This is a genomic window from Propioniciclava sp. MC1683 (genome assembly GCF_014164675.1).
Classification (GTDB): Bacteria; Actinomycetota; Actinomycetes; order Propionibacteriales; family Propionibacteriaceae; genus Propioniciclava.
This window is the reverse complement of sequence record NZ_JACJFX010000001.1, coordinates 38,367-55,118: the sequence shown is the minus strand read 5'-3', so window position 1 is coordinate 55,118 and position 16,752 is coordinate 38,367. Positions and strand designations below refer to the sequence as shown.

The window sequence follows — 16,752 nt, the reverse complement described above, 5'->3', positions numbered from 1 at the left end:
CGCGCGACGGGGTGCGCGGCTAGGGTGAGCCCGTGAGCGCTCCCGTCGTCGTCCGCACCCCGCGCGTGCTGCTGCCCAAGGCGTCCGTGGACGCCCACCGCTGGGCGGTCATCGCCTGCGACCAGTTCACCTCCCAGCCCGAGTACTGGGCCGAGGTCGAGAAGGTCGTGGGCGACGCGCCCTCGACCCTGCGGATGGTGTTCCCCGAGCTGCACCTGGGCGCGCCCGACGTGGCCGAGCGGGTGCGGGCCTGCCAGCAGACCATGCGGGAGTACCTGAACACCGGCCTGCTCGAGGAGCACGAGGCGATCGTGTACGTCGAGCGCGGCGTGAGCGGCGGCACCCAGCGCGGCCTGGTCGTCGAACTGGATCTCGAGGCCTACGACTTCTCCTCCACCGCGACCAGCGCGGTCCGCTCGACCGAGGGCACCGTCCTCGACCGGCTGCCCCCGCGCATGGCGGTGCGCCGCGACGCCCCGCTCGAGCTGCCCCACATCCTCGTCCTCTACGACGACCCCACCGGGTCTGTCCTCGCCCCGGTCGAGGCTGTCCGCGACGACCTCGAGGTGGCCTACGACCTCGACCTCATGCTGGGCTCGGGCCACCTCACCGGACGCCTCGTGCGCGACCCCGCCGTCCAGCAGCTGGTGTTCGCCGCGCTGGACGCGCTCGTCGAGCCCGAGGCCTACGCCACCCGCTACGGCCTCGCCGGCGAGCACCCCCTGCAGTTCGCCATGGGCGACGGCAACCACTCCCTGGCCACCGCGAAGGGCACCTGGAACGAGCTCAAGGCCGCGGGCGCGGCGTCCGACCACCCGGCCCGCTGGGCGCTGGTCGAGCTGGTCAACCTGCACGACCCATCACTGACGTTCGAGCCGATCCACCGCGTCCTGTTCGACGGCGACACGGTCGTCGACGACCTCCTGCTCGCGCTCGGCGCGACCACCCGCCCGGTGGACTCGGTGGAGGACGTGCTGGCGGCCGTGGCGTCCGGGGACGGGGTGCAGCGTTTCGGCATCGTCGAGGCGTCCGGCCTGTCGGTCGCGGAGGTGCCCGACCCGACCCACCAGCTCGCGGTGGGCACCCTGCAGACCTTCCTGGACGTGTGGCTGGCCGAGAACCCGGAGGTGGAGATCGACTACGTCCACGGGGAGGACGTGACGGTCGACCTGGGCCGCCGGCCGGGCAACGTGGGGTTCCTGCTGCCGGGGATCGGGAAGGACGCGTTCTTCCGGTCGATCGCCGTCGACGGGCCCCTGCCGCGCAAGACGTTCTCCATGGGACATGCCCATGACAAGCGGTTCTACATGGAGTCCCGGTCGATCCGCTGAATCTCTCACTTGGGGTCGAATACGACAACGAGTCGGACTAGGCTCGGGGCCACAGCAATCGACCCTCGAGGAGGTCCTTCCAATGGAGCATGAGATCACCGAGAACCCCTTGCGGGGTGTCGAGGCCAAGGTTGGCTCCGGTCACTACGGCGTGTTCGATCACGGCGCGCACGTGTGGTCCTGGCAGCCCGACGGCGCGGCCCCCGTCATCTGGATGAGCGCGAAGTCCTGGTTCAGCGACGGCCAGCCCATTCGCGGCGGCGTCCCTATCTGCTTCCCGTGGTTCGGCCCGGGGCGCGCCGGCGACCAGCTGCCGATCCATGGCTTCGCCCGCCTGCACACCTGGCACCTCGCCGACCTGAAGGACACCCTCGACCGTGACGGCCGCCTCATCGCCGTCTACACGCTCGACAACGCGATGACCGGCGAGCAGCCCGACTGGCCGCACCGCTACGAGGCGCGCTACGTCGTGAAGTTCACCCCCGAGTACCTGGGCCTGACGCTCGAGGTCACCAACACCGGCCAGCACCACGTGCCGCTCGACGGCGCGCTGCACACCTACCTCGCGGTCGGCGACGTCCGCCAGGTGAAGGTCACGGGCCTCGACGGCGCCGAGTACTACGACAAGGTCACCGGTCAGACCGAGACCCAGTCCGGCGACGTCACCATCGAGGGCCAGACCGACCGCGTCTACCGCTCGACCGGCGAGGTCGTGCTGGAGGACCCGGTCCTCGGTCGCAAGCTCGTGATCGCCAAGTCGGGTTCGGCCAACACGGTCATCTGGAACCCGGGCGTCGACAAGGCCGCCGAGATGCAGGACTTCGGCGACGACGAGTGGCAGGGCATGATCTGCATCGAGGCCGCGAACGCGCTGGGCGACCAGCTCACGCTGCGCCCCGGTGAGACCCACACGCTCAAGCAGCGGATCACCCTGGCCTGATCCAGCCACGACAGGGCCCGCCGAACCCCCGAGGTCCGGCGGGCCCTGTCGTTGCCCTAGGGTGGCTGCGTGACGACCCTCGACCTCTACGGACTCGGCGTGCACTCGCGCGTCACCGTCGAGGGCCCCCGCACCGACGAGCTGCTGGACGCCCTGCGTGCGGTCTGGTCCCGGTGCCTGGCGCCGCGGGGCGGCGAGGTCCCGGGCGAGGACCTCGCCCTGACGCTCGAGGGAGACCCAGCCCCCCTCCTGCAGCGCTTCACCCAGGACGTCACCCAGGCCGCCATCAAGGCGCAGCGCGGCCGGCTGTTCATGTTCCACGCCGGGGCGGTGACCTCGCCCGCCACGGGGGCGACGCTGGCGTACGTGGCCCCGGGCGGCACCGGCAAGACCACGCTGTCGGCGGTGCTGGGGCGCACGCACGGCTACGTCACCGACGAGACCGTCGGCTTCACCCCCGACGGGCGGGTCCTCCCCTACGAGAAGCCGCTGTCGGTCCGGCCCAAGGACTTCACCGGGGTGAAGGTCGAGACCTCCCCCGACGAGCTCGGCCTGGCGCACGTCCACCCGGACGCCCACCTGCGCCGGTTCGTCCTCATCCGCCGCGACGCCTCGCTCTCCGCGCCTCAGGTCGAGGAACTCGGGGTGCTCGACGCCATCGTCCAGCTCGCCTCGGAGAGCTCGTCCCTCAGCTCGCTGCCCGCGCCGCTGCAGACGCTGGCCGCGTTCCTGGAGGCCCGGCCCCCCACGCTCCTGGTGACCTACGCCGAGGCCGGGCAGGCCCGCGACCTGCTCGTCGACGCCCTGGAGGAGTCATGACCCAGCCCGTGGTGCGCGCGCTCGACGTGGTCGACCGCCTGGAGCGCGACGGCCGCACGCTGTTGTTGCTCGAGCACCGCGTGGTCGAGCTGAACCCGTTGGCGCTGGCGGCGTACGACGCGGCGTCCGAGCCCGTGGCCCTGGACGCGCTGACCGGGACCCTCGTCGACCGGTTCGGCGCGCCGCCCGACGGTGACGCGGGCGACCTCGTGCGCGGCGTCGTCGACGAACTGCTCGCGCTGGGGCTGGTGGCGGAGTCCTAACCCACCGGGCCGGGCGGCCAGGCCTTCGCGAACACCTTCCCGGTGATCCGCTCTGCCGGCACGAACCGCGCGCACTCACTGGCCTGGGTGGAGCCCCGGCACCCCGCCACGGAGTCGGCGGAGTTGGAGCGGTGGTCGCCCATCACGAGGTACCTCCCCTCGGGCACGACGATCGGCGCGAAGCAGCGCGCCGAGGCGGGGTTGCTCGCGCAGTCGAGGCCGCCGGCGGTGAAGGGGAGGTCGCGGTACACGTACGGTTCGTCCAGCGGCTCCCCGTTGACCAGCACGCGCCCCTGGGCGTCGCAGCACTCGATCGTGTCGCCGGGCACCCCGATGATGCGCTTGACCGTGTAGGTGCGGTTGGAGATGCCGATGCCGGTGACGTCGCCGAAGATGCGCACGGCCGCGAGGAACGGGTCGGTCTCGGGCGGGCGCTGCGGGTCGTCCCACGTCGTGCCGTGGCCGAAGATCACGATCTCGCCGCGCTGGGGCGGGGCCGCCAGGTAGGGCAGGTTCGAGCTGAGCACCCGGTCCCGGACGCCGAGGGTCGTCTGCATGGATCCCGACGACACGTTGTGCACCCGGACCACGAAGTTCTGCAGCAGCGAGACGATCGCCAGGGCGACGACGAGGTTGCCCAGAACCACCAACCACAAGGGCGTGGGCTTGCGCGCGGGCAGGCCGGAGGCCGGCGTCCCTGCCTGCTCCTGGTCGCTCACTCGCACACCCCTTTCGCTCCCAGTCTAGGCACTGGACGCCTCGCGGGCCGGGGCGTCCCTCCCCCAGCGTGGCGGCGTCCGGGACGTGAATCAGGACGGCGGCAGCCTCGATGCGGAAACGGGGCCGCGTATTGGCTAGGGTGTGCGACAAGTCCGTCATTTCAGGGAGGAAATGAATGTCGCGCATCGCCAATGACAAGTACCGTGACAAGGTGATGTCGGCCGAAGAGGCCGCCAAGCTCATCAAGAACGGCGACCGGGTCGGTTTCTCCGGCTTCACCGGTTCCGGTTACCCCAAGGCCCTGCCCGAGGCACTCGCGGCTGAGATCAAGGCCGCCCACGACAAGGGCGACGACTTCCAGATCGCCTCCTACACCGGCGCCTCCACCGCGCCCGAGCACGACGGCGCGCTCGCCGCGGTCGACGGCATCTCCATGCGCATGCCGTACCAGTCCGACCCGATCATGCGGAACAAGATCAACGCCGGCTCGTCCGAGTACTACGACGTGCACCTGTCCCACTCGGGCCCGCAGGTCCGCCAGGGCTTCTGGGGCAACCTGGACGTCGCGGTGGTCGAGGTCGCGGCCATCAACGCCGACGGCACCGCCATCCCGTCCTCGTCGGTCGGCAACAACAACGTGTACCTCGAGAAGGCCGACAAGATCATCCTCGAGGTGAACGCGTGGCAGTCCATCGACCTCGAGGGCATGCACGACATCTACTCGATGAAGCTGCCGGGCGAGAACGTCGCCCTGCCGATCAACCACCCCGGTGACCGCATCGGCTCGAAGTACTACGACATCGACTGGAGCCGCGTCGCCGCGGTCATCGAGACCGACGCCGAGGACCGCAACTCGCCGTTCAAGCCGTTGGACGAGGAGTCGAAGACCATCGCCAACAACCTGCTCGACTTCCTCGCCAACGAGGTCAAGCAGGGCCGCATGCCCAAGAACCTGCTGCCGATGCAGTCCGGCGTGGGCAACATCGCCAACGCGGTGCTGGTCGGCCTCAACGAGGGCCCGTTCGAGCAGCTGACCTCCTACACCGAGGTCATCCAGGACGGCATGGTCGACATGATCGACTCCGGCAAGCTGCTGGTTGCGTCCGCCACCGCCTTCTCGTTGTCCCCCGAGGCCGCGGCGAAGATGAACGAAAACGCCAAGAAGTACCGCGAGCACATCGTGCTGCGCCCGCAGGAGGTCTCGAACAACCCCGAGGCCATCCGTCGACTCGGCGTCGTCTCCTGCAACGGCATGATCGAGGCCGACATCTACGGCAACGTGAACTCGACCCACATCATGGGCTCCCGCATGCAGAACGGCATCGGCGGCTCGGGCGACTTCACCCGCAACGCCTACATCTCGTGCTTCGTCTCGCCGTCGCTGGCCAAGAACGGTGACATCTCCGCGATCGTGCCCATGGTCTCCCACCACGACCACACCGAGCACGACGTGCAGGTCATCATCACCGAGCAGGGTCTGGCCGACCTGCGCGGCCTCTCGCCGAAGCAGCGCGCCAAGGTGATCATCGAGAACTGCGCCCACCCCGACTACCGCGAGATGCTGCTCGACTACGTCGCGCGGGCCGCGTCGAAGGCGAACGGCGCCCACACGCCGCACGACCTCGAGACCGCGCACGCCTGGCACCGTCGCTTCCTCGAGTCGGGCTCGATGAAGCAGGCCTGACCGCCACCGGGTTCGGCCCCGGCCGCACCCACCGACCACGACCGGCGCGGCGTCCTCGGACGCCGCGCCGGTTCGGCGTTTCCGGGCGTGAGTTCGTGCCGATCCGCCTCCTCGGCGATGCGGCGAACTAGATTGGGCTGAACCCGGGTCAGCACCCGCCCGGGCCGATGGAGGAACCATGACGACCGCTCCCGCGCGCCCCCGCGGACGCCGCCCCGGCCACGACGACACCCGGGGCACGATCCGCGAGGCCGCCGCCGACCTGTTCGCCGCCGAGGGCTACGACCGGGTGAGCCTGCGCGCGATCGCCCGCGCCGCCGACGTCGACCCGGCCCTGGTGCACCACTACTTCGACTCCAAGGCCGACCTCTACTGCGAGGCGGCGTTCGACACGCGCTGGGACGTCGACGAGTTCGTCCGCGACATCCTGCACGGCAGCCCCGACCAGATCGGACGCCGGGCCGCGAAGGCTTTCTTCGACCGGTGGGACGTCGACGAGGCCCAGCGCTCCGACTACCTCGGCAGCCTGACCCGGGACGCCGGCCGTGGCCGGCACGCGCTCACCGAGATGATCGCCCGCGAGGTGTTCACCCCCATCGCCGCGGCGCAGGGCCACTCCAACGCCCCGTACCGGGGGCAGCTGGCCGCGAGCGCGCTGCTGGGCATGATGGTCGCGCGCAACCAGGTGGAGCTGCCGCTGGTGTCCTCGCTGTCGCTGCGCTCCCTCGCGACTCCCCTCGGCGCCACCCTCCAGCACTACCTCGTTGACGCCTGGTAACCGGCCTCGGGACCCCGCACCTAGACTGGCCCGCATGGACCAGACCGCGCCCCGTGCCATCGGCACGGCCACCCGTGCGGTCGACCCCACCGTCGACGCCCGCACGGGCGAACCCCGGCGTCCCGCAGTGGTGTGGGCGGCGTCCGGTCTCTTCTTCGCCGGCCTGGCCGCCGTGGTGGCGGGCCTGCTGTGGGCGTTCTGGCGGAGCGTCCGGGAGTTCGCCGATGCGGCGTGGTTGAACGGGGTCGTCCCCACCGAGCCGGGCGCGCTGCTGCGGGTGCTCATGGTCACGGCGCTGTTCGCGGCCACGTTGGTCGTCGGGGCGGGCGCGATCATCGCCGGGCACTACGCGTGGCGCGGCTACCGTTGGGCACGGTGGGCCGGCGTGGCTGCGGCCGGGGCGTCGCTCCTGGCGCTGCTGATCAACTGGGTGGCTTGGATCGGGATCCCCCTGCTCGTGGTCGCCGCGATCCTGCTCTGGACGCCCCCGGCGCGCCGCTGGTTCGACCGGTGGCACCTGCGCCGTCACCCCGCCCCCGTCGCGGTCGAGCCGCGTACCGACGTCTTCTACGGTCCCCTGCCGAGGTATCGCTGATGAACAACCAGCTCCTGTCCGCCCTCGGGCGGATCGTCCGTGACGTCCTGCGCACCGGCGTGCGCGAGGCCCTGCGCGAGCGGCGTGCGGCGTCCCCGGGTGCATCTCCGGGTGGAAGAACCCCAAGGATTCCGGGGGATTCGCCACCCGGAGATGCACCCGGAACCGCCACACGCTATCCGGGTGACTTCCGTGGCATGCCCGCGGTCGAGTACGCGCCCGTGCGCGGCAACCGCCCCGACCCGGGCGAGGTCGTGTGGACGTGGGTGCCCTACGAGGAGGACCACTCCCGCGGCAAGGACCGCCCGGTCGTGCTGGTCGGGCGCGACGGCCCGTGGCTGCTGGGGCTGCAGATGACCAGCAAGGACCACGACTTCGACGAGCGCCAGGAGGCCCGCGCGGGCCGCTTCTGGGTCGACATCGGCGCCGGGGACTGGGACAACCGCGGCCGCGAGTCGGAGGTGCGGGTGAACCGGGTCCTCCGCATCGACCCGGATGCCGTGCGTCGCGTCTCGGTCTCGCTGCCGCGGGACCGCTTCGAACAGGTCGTCGCCGGGATGCGCGAGCACCTGTAGCGCCCTTCGGCAGACTTCTGTCGGACGCCACGGCTAGCGTTTGCGGCATGACCAACGAGATCGCCGAGGCCCACCGCGCGGCCTCCGCCACGTTCACCGATCGCATCAAGGGCGTCACCGACTGGGACGCCCCCGCCCCCGTCGCCGGGTGGACGGCCCGCTCGGTCGTCGAGCACCTGCTGGAGTGGTTCCCGGGCATGCTCGCGGCCGGCTCCGACATCGTCCTGCCGGAGGGGCCGGATCCGAAGGCCGACCTGCTCGCCGCGTGGGAGCACCAGCGCGACGCGGTCCAAGCGGTGCTCGAGGAGCCGGCCACGGCGTCCAGCACCTACTCCCACCCCGCGACCGGCGACATGCCCCTGCCGGTGATGATCCAGAACTTCTACACCGCCGACGTGTTCATGCACACGTGGGACCTCTCCCGTGCCACCGGCCAGGACGACCGGCTGGACCCCGACGTGGCCAGCGGCATGCTGGCGGGGATGGAGCCGATCGAGCCGATGCTGCGGGCCTCCGGCCAGTTCGGCACCGCACGCGGCCCGCTGCGCGAGGACGCCGACGCCACCGACAGGCTGATGTCCTTCATCGGGCGCGACCCGTACTGGACGGCTTCGTGAGCGGAGCTTGACCCTGACACGGTGTCAGGCGGTGGAGTGCTGACATGTTGAGTATCGGAGAGTTCGCCCGCCTGGTCGGGGTGTCGGTGCGCATGCTGCGGCACTACGACCGGCTGGGCCTGCTCGAGCCGGCTCGCGTCGACGAGTACACGGGCTACCGCTCGTACTCCACCGCCCAACTCGACCGGGCCAACCGCCTGGTCGCGCTGAAGGACCTCGGCTTCTCCCTCGACCAGGTCGGCCACCTGCTGGCCGATGGGGCGTCCGAGGACGAGGTGCTGGAGTTGCTGCGCCAACGCTCTGAGGCGTTGACCCAGCAACTGAGGGCCGACGCACGCCGTCTCGCGCAGGTCCAGGCGAGGATCCGCCTGATCGCGAAGGAGAACCCCATGTCCACGTTCCACGAGACCACCCTGCCCGCCCTGACCCTGGTTGCCCGATCGGTGCGCATCACCGACATGGCGTCGTTCGAGACCGAGATGGGCCCGCTGTTCGACTCCGTCGGCTCGGCGCTGGCGGCGGCCGGCGTCCATCCGGTCGGCCCCGGCGTCGCCCTCTACACCCCCGACGGCGACGCGATGGTCGCCTCCGCCGCCGAGCCGATCGGGGACGCGCCCACCCCGGCCGGCCTCGACGAGGTCGCGGTGGCGGCGGTCGACCGGGCGCTGACCACGCAGTACGTCGCACCCGACCTCGACGCGATCCAGGCCGCCTGGCAAGGCCTGGTCAGCGAGGTGGAGCGTCGCGGGCTCACGCCGCACGGCACCTGCCGCGAGGTGTACCTGTCGACGCCGTTCGACGGCGACGGTTGGGTCGTCGACCTCCAGCAGCCGGTCGACTGATCAGCTCTCGGTCGTCCCCGCCCGGCGGTCGACGAAGTAGCTGTCGTCCATCGCCGGGTCGGGCGCGACGGGCACGAACTGGCGGCGCAGGTGGTCCTCGACCCACCGCCGGCCCGCGACGGCCTCGCGGGCGTCGTTGACCGCGTTGCACTGGTCCTGGTTGAGGTAGAACTCGATCTCCTCCACCGCGCGGTTGGCGCGGTCGAACGCCTCGAGGTCCTCGCCCTCGGCCGAGCGCGCGACCAGCCGGTCGACCGTGCGCTGCACCGTCTCGCGGCGCAACCGGCGCTTCAGCTTGGGCAGCAGGTCGATCTTGCCGTCCTCGCTGACGATGATCACCATCGCACCGCGGCCGTCGCCGGCGAGGTAGCGGATGGCCGAGTTGTAGCGGGCCCCGCGGCCCGAGTCACCGGTGCCGGTCGCCACGCCGTCGAGGATGACGCCCACCGCGTGCACGCGGCCGTCGGGGCCGACGAGCACGGCGCCGTCGATGCCGGTCGCCGCGGTGAGCACCCGGCCGGTGAGGCGGGTCGGCGCGACCGCGTAGGCCTGCGGCAGCAGCCGGTCGGCCTCGGCGGCGGCGTCGGGGTGCACCACGAGCATCGTGCCGTGGGCCTGCTTGGCGCACGCGACCGCCATGTCCCAGAGGTGGCGGGCGTTGCGAGCGCTCACGTCGGGGAACACCCGGTCGACCGTGTGGGCGAACTCCTCCTCGTCGAGGCGCTCGCGCGGCAGTTGCGGCAGGCCGTTGTCCATGCGCAGCAGAGGGGTGGCCTGGTGCCACAGCTCCCAGGAGCCGTTGCCGCTGATCGAGGCCGTGAACACGTAGTCGCTGTCGGCGTTGTAGGAGTCGGCGAGGCTGCCCAGGCCGAACACCTCACGCCCGTCGCAGAGCAGGTGCAGGTCGGGGGCCGACATCTCCAGCACCTTGCGGAACGAGCGGGTCAGCCCGACCGGCACCGGGTGCTCGAGCGCGACCTCCACGACCAGGTCGGGGTGGTCGGGCTGGGCGAGCAGGATCGACCCCGTGCCCGACCGGCCCTCGTACGGCTGGGCCGACACGGCGTCCAGGGCGTGGCGGACGCCGTAGGCCAGGTCCTGCCCGGCCCGCTGCACCAGCGTGCTGACGAAGGTGTCGGACGCCGACCGCAGCAGGGCGTCCGGGTCGACGCTGACGCGCGGGCCGGGGACCTGACGGTCGAGCTCGCGGCTGGCCGCGTCCAGCACGGCATTGACGGCCGCCTCGGGGAACGAGCGCGGCGAGTGGTCGGCGGCAGGCGTGCGGCGCAGGCGGGCGAGGTCGTTCCAGTGCTCGGCGTGAATGGTGATGACCGGGACGACGAAGAACTCCCCCACGTCAACACCGATGCCGGCGAAGTGCACCCGCTCACCGGCCCGGGACGCCTCGGCGAGTTGTTCGGCGAGCACGAGCCGGCGCACCTGCGACTCGGCCGCCTTGAGTGCCGTCGCGTCGTCGCCCGCCTCGCGTCGTGCGGCCGAGCGGCGAAAGCGCTGGTCGGCCCGCACGAGGGCGTCGGCGAGGATGTCGCGGTCGAAGTGGCCTCGGGGTGGCTCGATGCTGATCCGGTCCTCGGTGTGGTGGAAGCCGACAAGGCAGGCCCTCGGGTCGATGTTCGCACCGGCACGATCCAATACCTCGTTGGCCAACTGCTCCAACGACCACCTGAACCCGGCCTGGTCTGCCCACATCCCCACGGGCGAATGGTGTCAGTCGGAGCACGTTCCCGCTAGTCACGGTGAACAGAGTGTGGAGCGGGCGACGGGAATCGAACCCGCGTGTCCAGCTTGGGAAGCTGGCGCTCTACCATTGAGCTACGCCCGCGTGCTGCTCGCGCAACCCCGCCATCATAGCCACCATCCGAACGCGTCCGCATGTCGGCCCACCGCAGGCTCTCGGCGCACGGAAGGCAGGCTCTCGGCGCACGGAGCACGGGCTGTCGGCAGTTGGGGCCGCACTGCGGGGGCACCCTCAGGGGTGACCCGGGTCGCTCCCCCGTCCCGGCGTCCGGCCCTCGCCCGCGGCGTCCGGCGGGGTTAGGTTGGCCGCATGAGCAACGTCCCCGAACCCCGCCGCTACCCGGGACACCTGCGCGCCGCCGACGCCGACCGCGCGATCGTGACCGACCTGCTCTCCGCCGCCTACGCCGAGGGACGCCTCACGCGTGAGGAGCACGACACCCGCCTCGCCCAGGCCATGGAGGCCAAGACGTTCGACGACCTGCGCGCTCTCACCGGCGACCTCGTCCCCGACGCCAACACCGGCCGCACGGTCGGCGCCTTCTCCCTGGCCGGCGCCCCGACGGTCGACCGCTCGGTCGACACCAACGAGGCCGAGACCACCTTCGCCATCTTCGGCGGGATGGAGCGCACCGGCGGCTGGCGCGCCCGGCGCAACATCTCGAACCTGACCATGTTCGGGGGCTCGCGGTTCGACTTCCGGGACGCGACCTTCGCCTCCGACGTCATCACCCTCAACGTCTTCTGCGCCTTCGGCGGCGTTGACGTGGTGGTGCCCGACGGCGTGAACGTCCGCAACGAGACGATCGCGATCTTCGGCGGCAGCGACGTCAAGAACATCACGCCCGCGCCCGGCGGCCCCACGATCGTGCTCAAGGGGCTCGTCATGTTCGGCGGGATCGACGCGAAGGGCAAGCAGCGGCGTCGCTGATCGACCATCGACTGGCCATTCGGTGATCGGCCCCGTCGGACCGAGGTCCTAGGGTGGAACCCATGCAGTCGCAGCCCCCGGAGTTCATGCCGCCGCCCCGCCCCCAGGACGGCGCGCCTCCGACCACCCCCGTCGCCGCACCCCCGTACGCCCCCGCTGCGCCACCGTACGAACCGCAGCAGCTGCCCGTCGCACCGCCGTTCGTGCCCGACCCCATGCTCGCCGGCCCGCCCGAGGGCGGCGTCGAGCCCTTCGCTCCCCCGTCCGAGGCGTGGCGGCGGGTCTCGCCGAAGCTGACGACGGTCAAGCGGATCTCGTCGAGCATCTGGTCGTTCATCGTCTTCGTGCCGGCGGCGCTCATCCTCTGGTTCGTGGTGCCGCCCGAGGATCCCGTGCGATGGGCCGGGCCGGCCTGGCTGGCCCTCGGCGTCGCCTGGTGGGTGTGGCGCTGGTTCCGCGCGAAGCGGCTGGTCGCGAGCTACGGCTGGGCACGGCGCGACAAGGACCTCTGCATCGTCGGGGGCCTGTGGTTCCGCAACCTCGAGGTCGTGCCCTTCGGCCGCATGCAGGTGGTCAAGGTCTCCTCCGGCCCCCTGCTGCGCGCCTACGGGCTGGCCAACGTCGAGCTGGTCACCGCGGCGGCCGCCACCAACGGCATCATCCCGGGCCTCCCGGCCGACGAGGCCAAGGCCCTGCGCGACCTCATCATCGAGCTGAGCGACGCCGAGGGGTCGGGGCTGTGACCAACGAAATCCCGGTGCCCACGGCGGGCCCGCCCCCTTCCCCGACCCGCATCGAGGAGCGCCTCCACCCGCTGACCCCCTTCGTGAACCTCTGGATCGGCGTGGTCGCGCTGGGCTGGTTCGTGGTGTCATCGGTCCTGCAGGGCGACCCGATCTGGAACGACCTCGGCGAGATGCGCGAGCGCCTCCAGGACATGCCGTGGTGGGTGTTCCTCGTCGCCGGCGGCGTGGTCATCGGGCTCGGCACCGGCTACTGGTCGTGGTGGACGACGCGGTTCGTCATCGACGACCAGGAGTTCCGTCTCGAGAACACCGGTGCCTTCCAGGAGAGCAAGCGGATCGCGTTCAGCCGCATCCAGTCCGTCGACGTCACCCAGCCCTTCGCGGCCCGCCTCCTCGGACTGGCGCAGGTGAAGATCGACGTGGGCGCCGACGACGGGGCGACGCTGTCCTTCCTCAAGCGATCCCGGGCCACCGAGATCCGTGACTACCTGATGACGCGCGCCACCGGGCGCACCGCCACCACGAGCGAGCCCGGGCGCGAGGCGTCCGCGTGGGACGACACCGCGCAGGGCGACCAGGTGCTGGCGCGCCTGAACCCCGGCGAGATCATCCTGAGCGCGTTCGCGACCATGGACATCTGGTTCCTGATGCTCGCCTTCGCCGTCCCGTGGGTGCTGGGGTGGCTGTTCGACTGGTCCGTCCTCGCCTGGGGCGGCGGCATGGCCGGCCTCGCGCTGGCCATCCTCGGCTCGCTGTCGAAGCGGCTGTTCGGCCAGTTCAACTACACGCTCGCGCGCACGCCAGCCGGCCTGCGCATCACGCGTGGCCTGTTCACCCTGCGCTCCCAGACGATCCCCGTGCACCGCGTGCAGGCCGTCGAGACCCGGCAACCGCTGCTGTGGCGCTGGCTCGGTCGGGCCCGCCTCGACATCACGGTGCTGGGTCTGGGCGGCGAGGACTCCGAGTCGTTGAGCTCGTCGACCATCTACCTGCCGTTCGGCACGCCCGCCCAGGTGCAGGTGGCGCTCGCCGCGATCTGGCCCGGCCTGCGCCTGGAGGAGCTGCGGTTCACCCGCACCCCCGAGCGCGCCCGCTGGCTCGACCCCCTGCAGTGGCAGTGGATGGGCTTCGCGGTCGACGACCAGGTGCTCGTCGTGCGCCGCGGCTGGCTGCACCGCCGCCAGATCGTCGTGCCCCACGCGCGCCTGCAGTCGGTCGAGCTCAGCCAGGGCCCGTTCGAGCGGCGCCTCGGCCTCGCCAGCGTGACGGCCAAGACCACCGACCTCATGGGCATGGGCGCCATCAGCCACTTGGACGCCCCGCACGCCCGTGCGCTCGCGCTGGCCGAGATGGACCGCGCCCGCGCCGCCCGCGTGGACGAGCTCCTGGACCCGCCCGGCCTCCGCACGGCTGCCGTCGAGGCCGACCCGGCGGGCGTCGTGCTGGTCGGCGTCCCCGACATCTGGACGCCGGCCACAGCCCCCCTGCCCACCTCACTTCCCGCGCCGGTCGAGGTCGCGGGATGGTCTGCGGACGCCTCCTGATGCGCAGTAGGGTGGCGCCCATGAAGCAACGGTACGCACTCGGCATCGACATCGGCGGCTCCGGCATCAAGGGGGCGATCGTCGACCTGAGGAAGGGCGAGTTCGCGACCGACCGGCTGCGCATCCCCACCCCGCAGCCCGCGACGCCCGAGGCCGTCGCCGCCGTGGTGAAGCAGATCGCCGACCACTTCGCCGCCGAGCTCGGCGACGGGCCCATCGGCATCACCGTGCCCGCCGTCGTCACCCACGGCCGGACCCGGTCGGCGGCCAACATCGACCCGGCGTGGGTGGACGCCCCGGCCGAGGACATCTTCCGCGAGGCGCTCGGCCGCCCGATCACGCTGGTCAACGACGCCGACGCCGCCGGCATCGCCGAGGTGCTGTGGGGCGCCGCCAAGGACCACCCGGGCCTCGTCATGGTCACCACGCTGGGCACGGGCATCGGCACCGCGATGATCCACAAGGGCACGCTGGTGCCCAACATCGAGCTGGGCCACATCGAGATGTTCGGCAAGGACGCCGAACCGCAGGCCGCGGCGTCCGTGAAGGACCGTGAGGAACTGTCCTACGAGACGTGGGCGACCGAGCGGCTGCAGCCCTACTACGAGCGCCTCGAGTTCTACACCTGGCCCGACCTGATCGTCGTGGGCGGCGGGGTGAGCAAGGCGTCCGACAAGTTCCTGCCGCTGCTGAAGCTCAAGACGCCGATCGTGCCCGCCAAGCTGCGCAACGCCGCCGGCATCGTCGGCGCCGCCTGGCTGGCCGTGGACGCCCTCGCCAACCCCGACGCCCTGCGCGGCGGCGAGGGCCCCGCCGAGGCGGCCGCGAAGGGCAAGGAGAAGTCCAAGAAGGACAAGAAGAAGGACTGAGCTGCTGAACGCCAGACGCCCCCCACCTTGATGGTGGGGGGCGTCTCGCGTTGGGTCACATCTGGTCGGGCGCCTCGATGCCGAGCAGTTCCAGGCCGCGGGCCAGCACCTTCTTCGTGGTGGCGCACAGCGCCAGGCGCGACGAGCGCACGTCGCCCTCGGACTTCAGCACCGGGCACTGCTCGTAGAACGTGCTCATGTGCGTGGCCGTCTCGAACAGGTAGGTGCACAGCTTGTGCGGCTGGAGGTCCTCGGCGACGCCGGCCACGACCTCGCCGAAGCGGCTCAGCTGCAGGGCCAGGGCCTGCTCGGCGGGCTCGGTGAGCGTGGTGACCGCCTCCCAGGTGATGCCCTCGGCCTCGGCACGGCGCAGGATCTGGTTGGCGCGCGCGTGGGCGTACTGCAGGTACGGGCCGGTGTCGCCGGTGGTCGCGGTCATCCGCTCGGCGTCGAAGACGTAGTCCTTCTGCAGCTGGTTGGACAGGTCGGAGTACTTCACCGCCGCCATCGCGATGGGGCGCGTGGCGACCTCCTCGGCCTCGTCCAGCAGCGACTGCAGCGTGACCGTGCCGCCGGCGCGGGTGCGCAGCATCTTGCCGTCAGGGCCCAGCACCGAGCCGAAGCCGACGTGCTCGGCGGTGACGTCCTCGGGCAGGTAGCCGGCCATGCGGGCCACGGCGAACACCTGCTGGAAGTGGAACGACTGGGGCATGCCGACCACGTAGATGATGCGGTCGGCGTCCAGCTGCGTGGTGCGGTAGCGGATCGCCGCGAGGTCGGTGGCCGCGTAGCCGAATCCGCCGTCGCTCTTGCGCACGATCAGCGGCGCCTCCTGCCCGGGCACGAACACCACCAGGGCGCCGTCGTCGACGACCGCGATCCCCCGCTGCTCGAGGTCGGCGGCCACCTCGGCCAGCATCGCGTTGTAGAACGACTCGCCGTACAGGTCGTCGTCGGTGAGCAGGACGCCGAGGCGCTCGTAGGCCTCGTTGAAGCCCTTCTTGCTCACCTCGACGAGCGTGCGCCAGATGCCGAGGGTCTCCTCGTCGCCGGACTGCAGCGCGACCACCCGGCGGCGGGCGGCGTCCGCGAACTGCTCGTCGGACTTGAACCGCTCCTGCGCGCGCTTGTAGAGCGCGACGGAGCCGTCGAGGTCGAGCGAGGCGGTGTCGACGCCCTCGTCGAGGATGAACTGCACGAGCATGCCGAACTGGGTGCCCCAGTCGCCGATGTGGTTGGCGGGGATGACCCGGTGGCCGCAGGCGCTCAGCACCCGGTTGAAGCAGTCGCCGATGATCGTCGAGCGCAGGTTGCCCACGTGCATCGGCTTGGCGACGTTCGGGGCCGAGTAGTCGATCACGACGGTCTGCGGATCGGCGGCCCGGGTGATGCCGGTGTCGGGGTCGCCGAGCAGGTCGGTGGCCGCCTGCGCGAGCACGGACGCCCGGATGCGGAAGTTGATGAAGCCCGGGCCGGCCACCTCGAGGGGCTCGCACAGGTCGTCGACCTCGATGCGGCCGATCAGGTCGGCGGCGACGTCGCGCGGGGGGCGTCCCTCGGTCTTCGCCAGACGCAGGGCCACGTTGGACTGGAAGTGACCGAACTGGGGCTTCGTGGCGGGCCGCATCTCCGGGTCGATCCCGGCGGCGGCCTCGACGCGCGCGGTGAGCAGCGAGGCGAGGGATTGCATTGCTGCATTCTCCCACACGGCGCGAGCACGGGCTCTCGGCGCACGGAGCA

The 16,752-nt window shown here is 71.4% G+C and carries 17 protein-coding genes and 1 tRNA gene; 14 read left to right on the top strand and 4 right to left on the bottom strand.

The window, feature by feature from the left end:
- Positions 1 to 32 precede the first annotated feature (32 nt).
- The 4 genes from H5397_RS00285 (at position 33) to H5397_RS00270 (ending at position 3,353) form a co-directional block, all read left to right on the top strand.
- Complete coding sequence (locus tag H5397_RS00285; protein WP_182814314.1) at positions 33 to 1,331, top strand: DUF1015 domain-containing protein; 1,299 nt, start codon at positions 33 to 35, stop codon at positions 1,329 to 1,331.
- Positions 1,332 to 1,413: 82 nt separating this feature from the next.
- Positions 1,414 to 2,271, top strand: a complete 858-nt coding sequence (locus tag H5397_RS00280; RefSeq protein WP_182814313.1) for a D-hexose-6-phosphate mutarotase — start codon at positions 1,414 to 1,416, stop codon at positions 2,269 to 2,271.
- Between the two features lie 69 nt (positions 2,272 to 2,340).
- Positions 2,341 to 3,090 carry a hypothetical protein gene (locus H5397_RS00275; RefSeq protein WP_182814312.1) on the top strand — a complete coding sequence of 250 codons (750 nt, stop codon included), beginning with the start codon at positions 2,341 to 2,343 and terminating at the stop codon, positions 3,088 to 3,090.
- Positions 3,087 to 3,353, top strand: a complete 267-nt coding sequence (locus H5397_RS00270; protein ID WP_182814311.1) for a hypothetical protein — start codon at positions 3,087 to 3,089, stop codon at positions 3,351 to 3,353. Before H5397_RS00275 ends, H5397_RS00270 begins: the two co-directional genes overlap by 4 nt.
- On the opposite strand, the gene lepB is transcribed toward H5397_RS00270, so the two are convergent.
- Positions 3,350 to 4,072, bottom strand: a complete 723-nt coding sequence (lepB, locus tag H5397_RS00265) for a signal peptidase I (RefSeq protein WP_220491862.1) — start codon at positions 4,070 to 4,072, stop codon at positions 3,350 to 3,352. The genes H5397_RS00270 and lepB overlap by 4 nt on opposite strands.
- A 176-nt stretch (positions 4,073 to 4,248) precedes the next feature.
- Between lepB and H5397_RS00260 the strand changes: the two genes are divergently transcribed.
- The 6 genes from H5397_RS00260 (at position 4,249) to H5397_RS00235 (ending at position 9,164) form a co-directional block, all read left to right on the top strand.
- Positions 4,249 to 5,757 carry an acetyl-CoA hydrolase/transferase family protein gene (locus H5397_RS00260; RefSeq protein WP_182814310.1) on the top strand — a complete coding sequence of 503 codons (1,509 nt, stop codon included), beginning with the start codon at positions 4,249 to 4,251 and terminating at the stop codon, positions 5,755 to 5,757.
- Between the two features lie 178 nt (positions 5,758 to 5,935).
- A complete protein-coding gene (locus H5397_RS00255) occupies positions 5,936 to 6,535 on the top strand; it encodes a TetR/AcrR family transcriptional regulator (protein WP_182814309.1) in 600 nt (199 codons plus the stop codon).
- Positions 6,536 to 6,569: 34 nt separating this feature from the next.
- Positions 6,570 to 7,130: a hypothetical protein gene (locus H5397_RS00250; protein ID WP_182814308.1), complete on the top strand. Its 561-nt coding sequence runs from the start codon at positions 6,570 to 6,572 to the stop codon at positions 7,128 to 7,130.
- 197 nt (positions 7,131 to 7,327) lie between these two features.
- Entirely contained in the window at positions 7,328 to 7,705 is a 378-nt protein-coding gene (locus tag H5397_RS00245; protein WP_255438477.1) for a type II toxin-antitoxin system PemK/MazF family toxin, read from the top strand.
- 47 nt (positions 7,706 to 7,752) lie between these two features.
- Positions 7,753 to 8,322, top strand: a complete 570-nt coding sequence (locus H5397_RS00240; RefSeq protein ID WP_182814306.1) for a TIGR03086 family metal-binding protein — start codon at positions 7,753 to 7,755, stop codon at positions 8,320 to 8,322.
- Between the two features lie 44 nt (positions 8,323 to 8,366).
- On the top strand, positions 8,367 to 9,164 hold the full coding sequence (locus H5397_RS00235) for a MerR family transcriptional regulator (RefSeq protein WP_182814305.1): 798 nt from the start codon (positions 8,367 to 8,369) through the stop codon (positions 9,162 to 9,164).
- Here the strand turns inward: H5397_RS00235 and H5397_RS00230 are convergent, their stop codons facing one another.
- Both H5397_RS00230 and H5397_RS00225 read right to left on the bottom strand, forming a co-directional pair.
- Positions 9,165 to 10,874, bottom strand: a complete 1,710-nt coding sequence (locus H5397_RS00230; RefSeq protein WP_182814603.1) for a DNA integrity scanning protein DisA nucleotide-binding domain protein — start codon at positions 10,872 to 10,874, stop codon at positions 9,165 to 9,167.
- A gap of 59 nt (positions 10,875 to 10,933) precedes the next feature.
- Positions 10,934 to 11,007: transfer RNA gene (locus H5397_RS00225), tRNA-Gly, on the bottom strand.
- A gap of 225 nt (positions 11,008 to 11,232) precedes the next feature.
- Between H5397_RS00225 and H5397_RS00220 the strand changes: the two genes are divergently transcribed.
- From H5397_RS00220 to ppgK, 4 genes are all read left to right on the top strand, one after another.
- A complete protein-coding gene (locus tag H5397_RS00220) occupies positions 11,233 to 11,853 on the top strand; it encodes a DUF1707 domain-containing protein (protein ID WP_182814304.1) in 621 nt (206 codons plus the stop codon).
- A gap of 62 nt (positions 11,854 to 11,915) precedes the next feature.
- Complete coding sequence (locus H5397_RS00215; RefSeq protein ID WP_182814303.1) at positions 11,916 to 12,596, top strand: PH domain-containing protein; 681 nt, start codon at positions 11,916 to 11,918, stop codon at positions 12,594 to 12,596.
- Positions 12,593 to 14,143 carry a PH domain-containing protein gene (locus H5397_RS00210; protein ID WP_182814302.1) on the top strand — a complete coding sequence of 517 codons (1,551 nt, stop codon included), beginning with the start codon at positions 12,593 to 12,595 and terminating at the stop codon, positions 14,141 to 14,143. Before H5397_RS00215 ends, H5397_RS00210 begins: the two co-directional genes overlap by 4 nt.
- 20 nt (positions 14,144 to 14,163) lie before the next feature.
- Positions 14,164 to 15,012 carry a polyphosphate--glucose phosphotransferase gene (ppgK, locus tag H5397_RS00205; protein ID WP_182814301.1) on the top strand — a complete coding sequence of 283 codons (849 nt, stop codon included), beginning with the start codon at positions 14,164 to 14,166 and terminating at the stop codon, positions 15,010 to 15,012.
- A gap of 55 nt (positions 15,013 to 15,067) precedes the next feature.
- Here the strand turns inward: ppgK and argS are convergent, their stop codons facing one another.
- Positions 15,068 to 16,702, bottom strand: a complete 1,635-nt coding sequence (gene argS / locus H5397_RS00200; RefSeq protein ID WP_182814300.1) for an arginine--tRNA ligase — start codon at positions 16,700 to 16,702, stop codon at positions 15,068 to 15,070.
- Positions 16,703 to 16,752 lie beyond the last annotated feature (50 nt).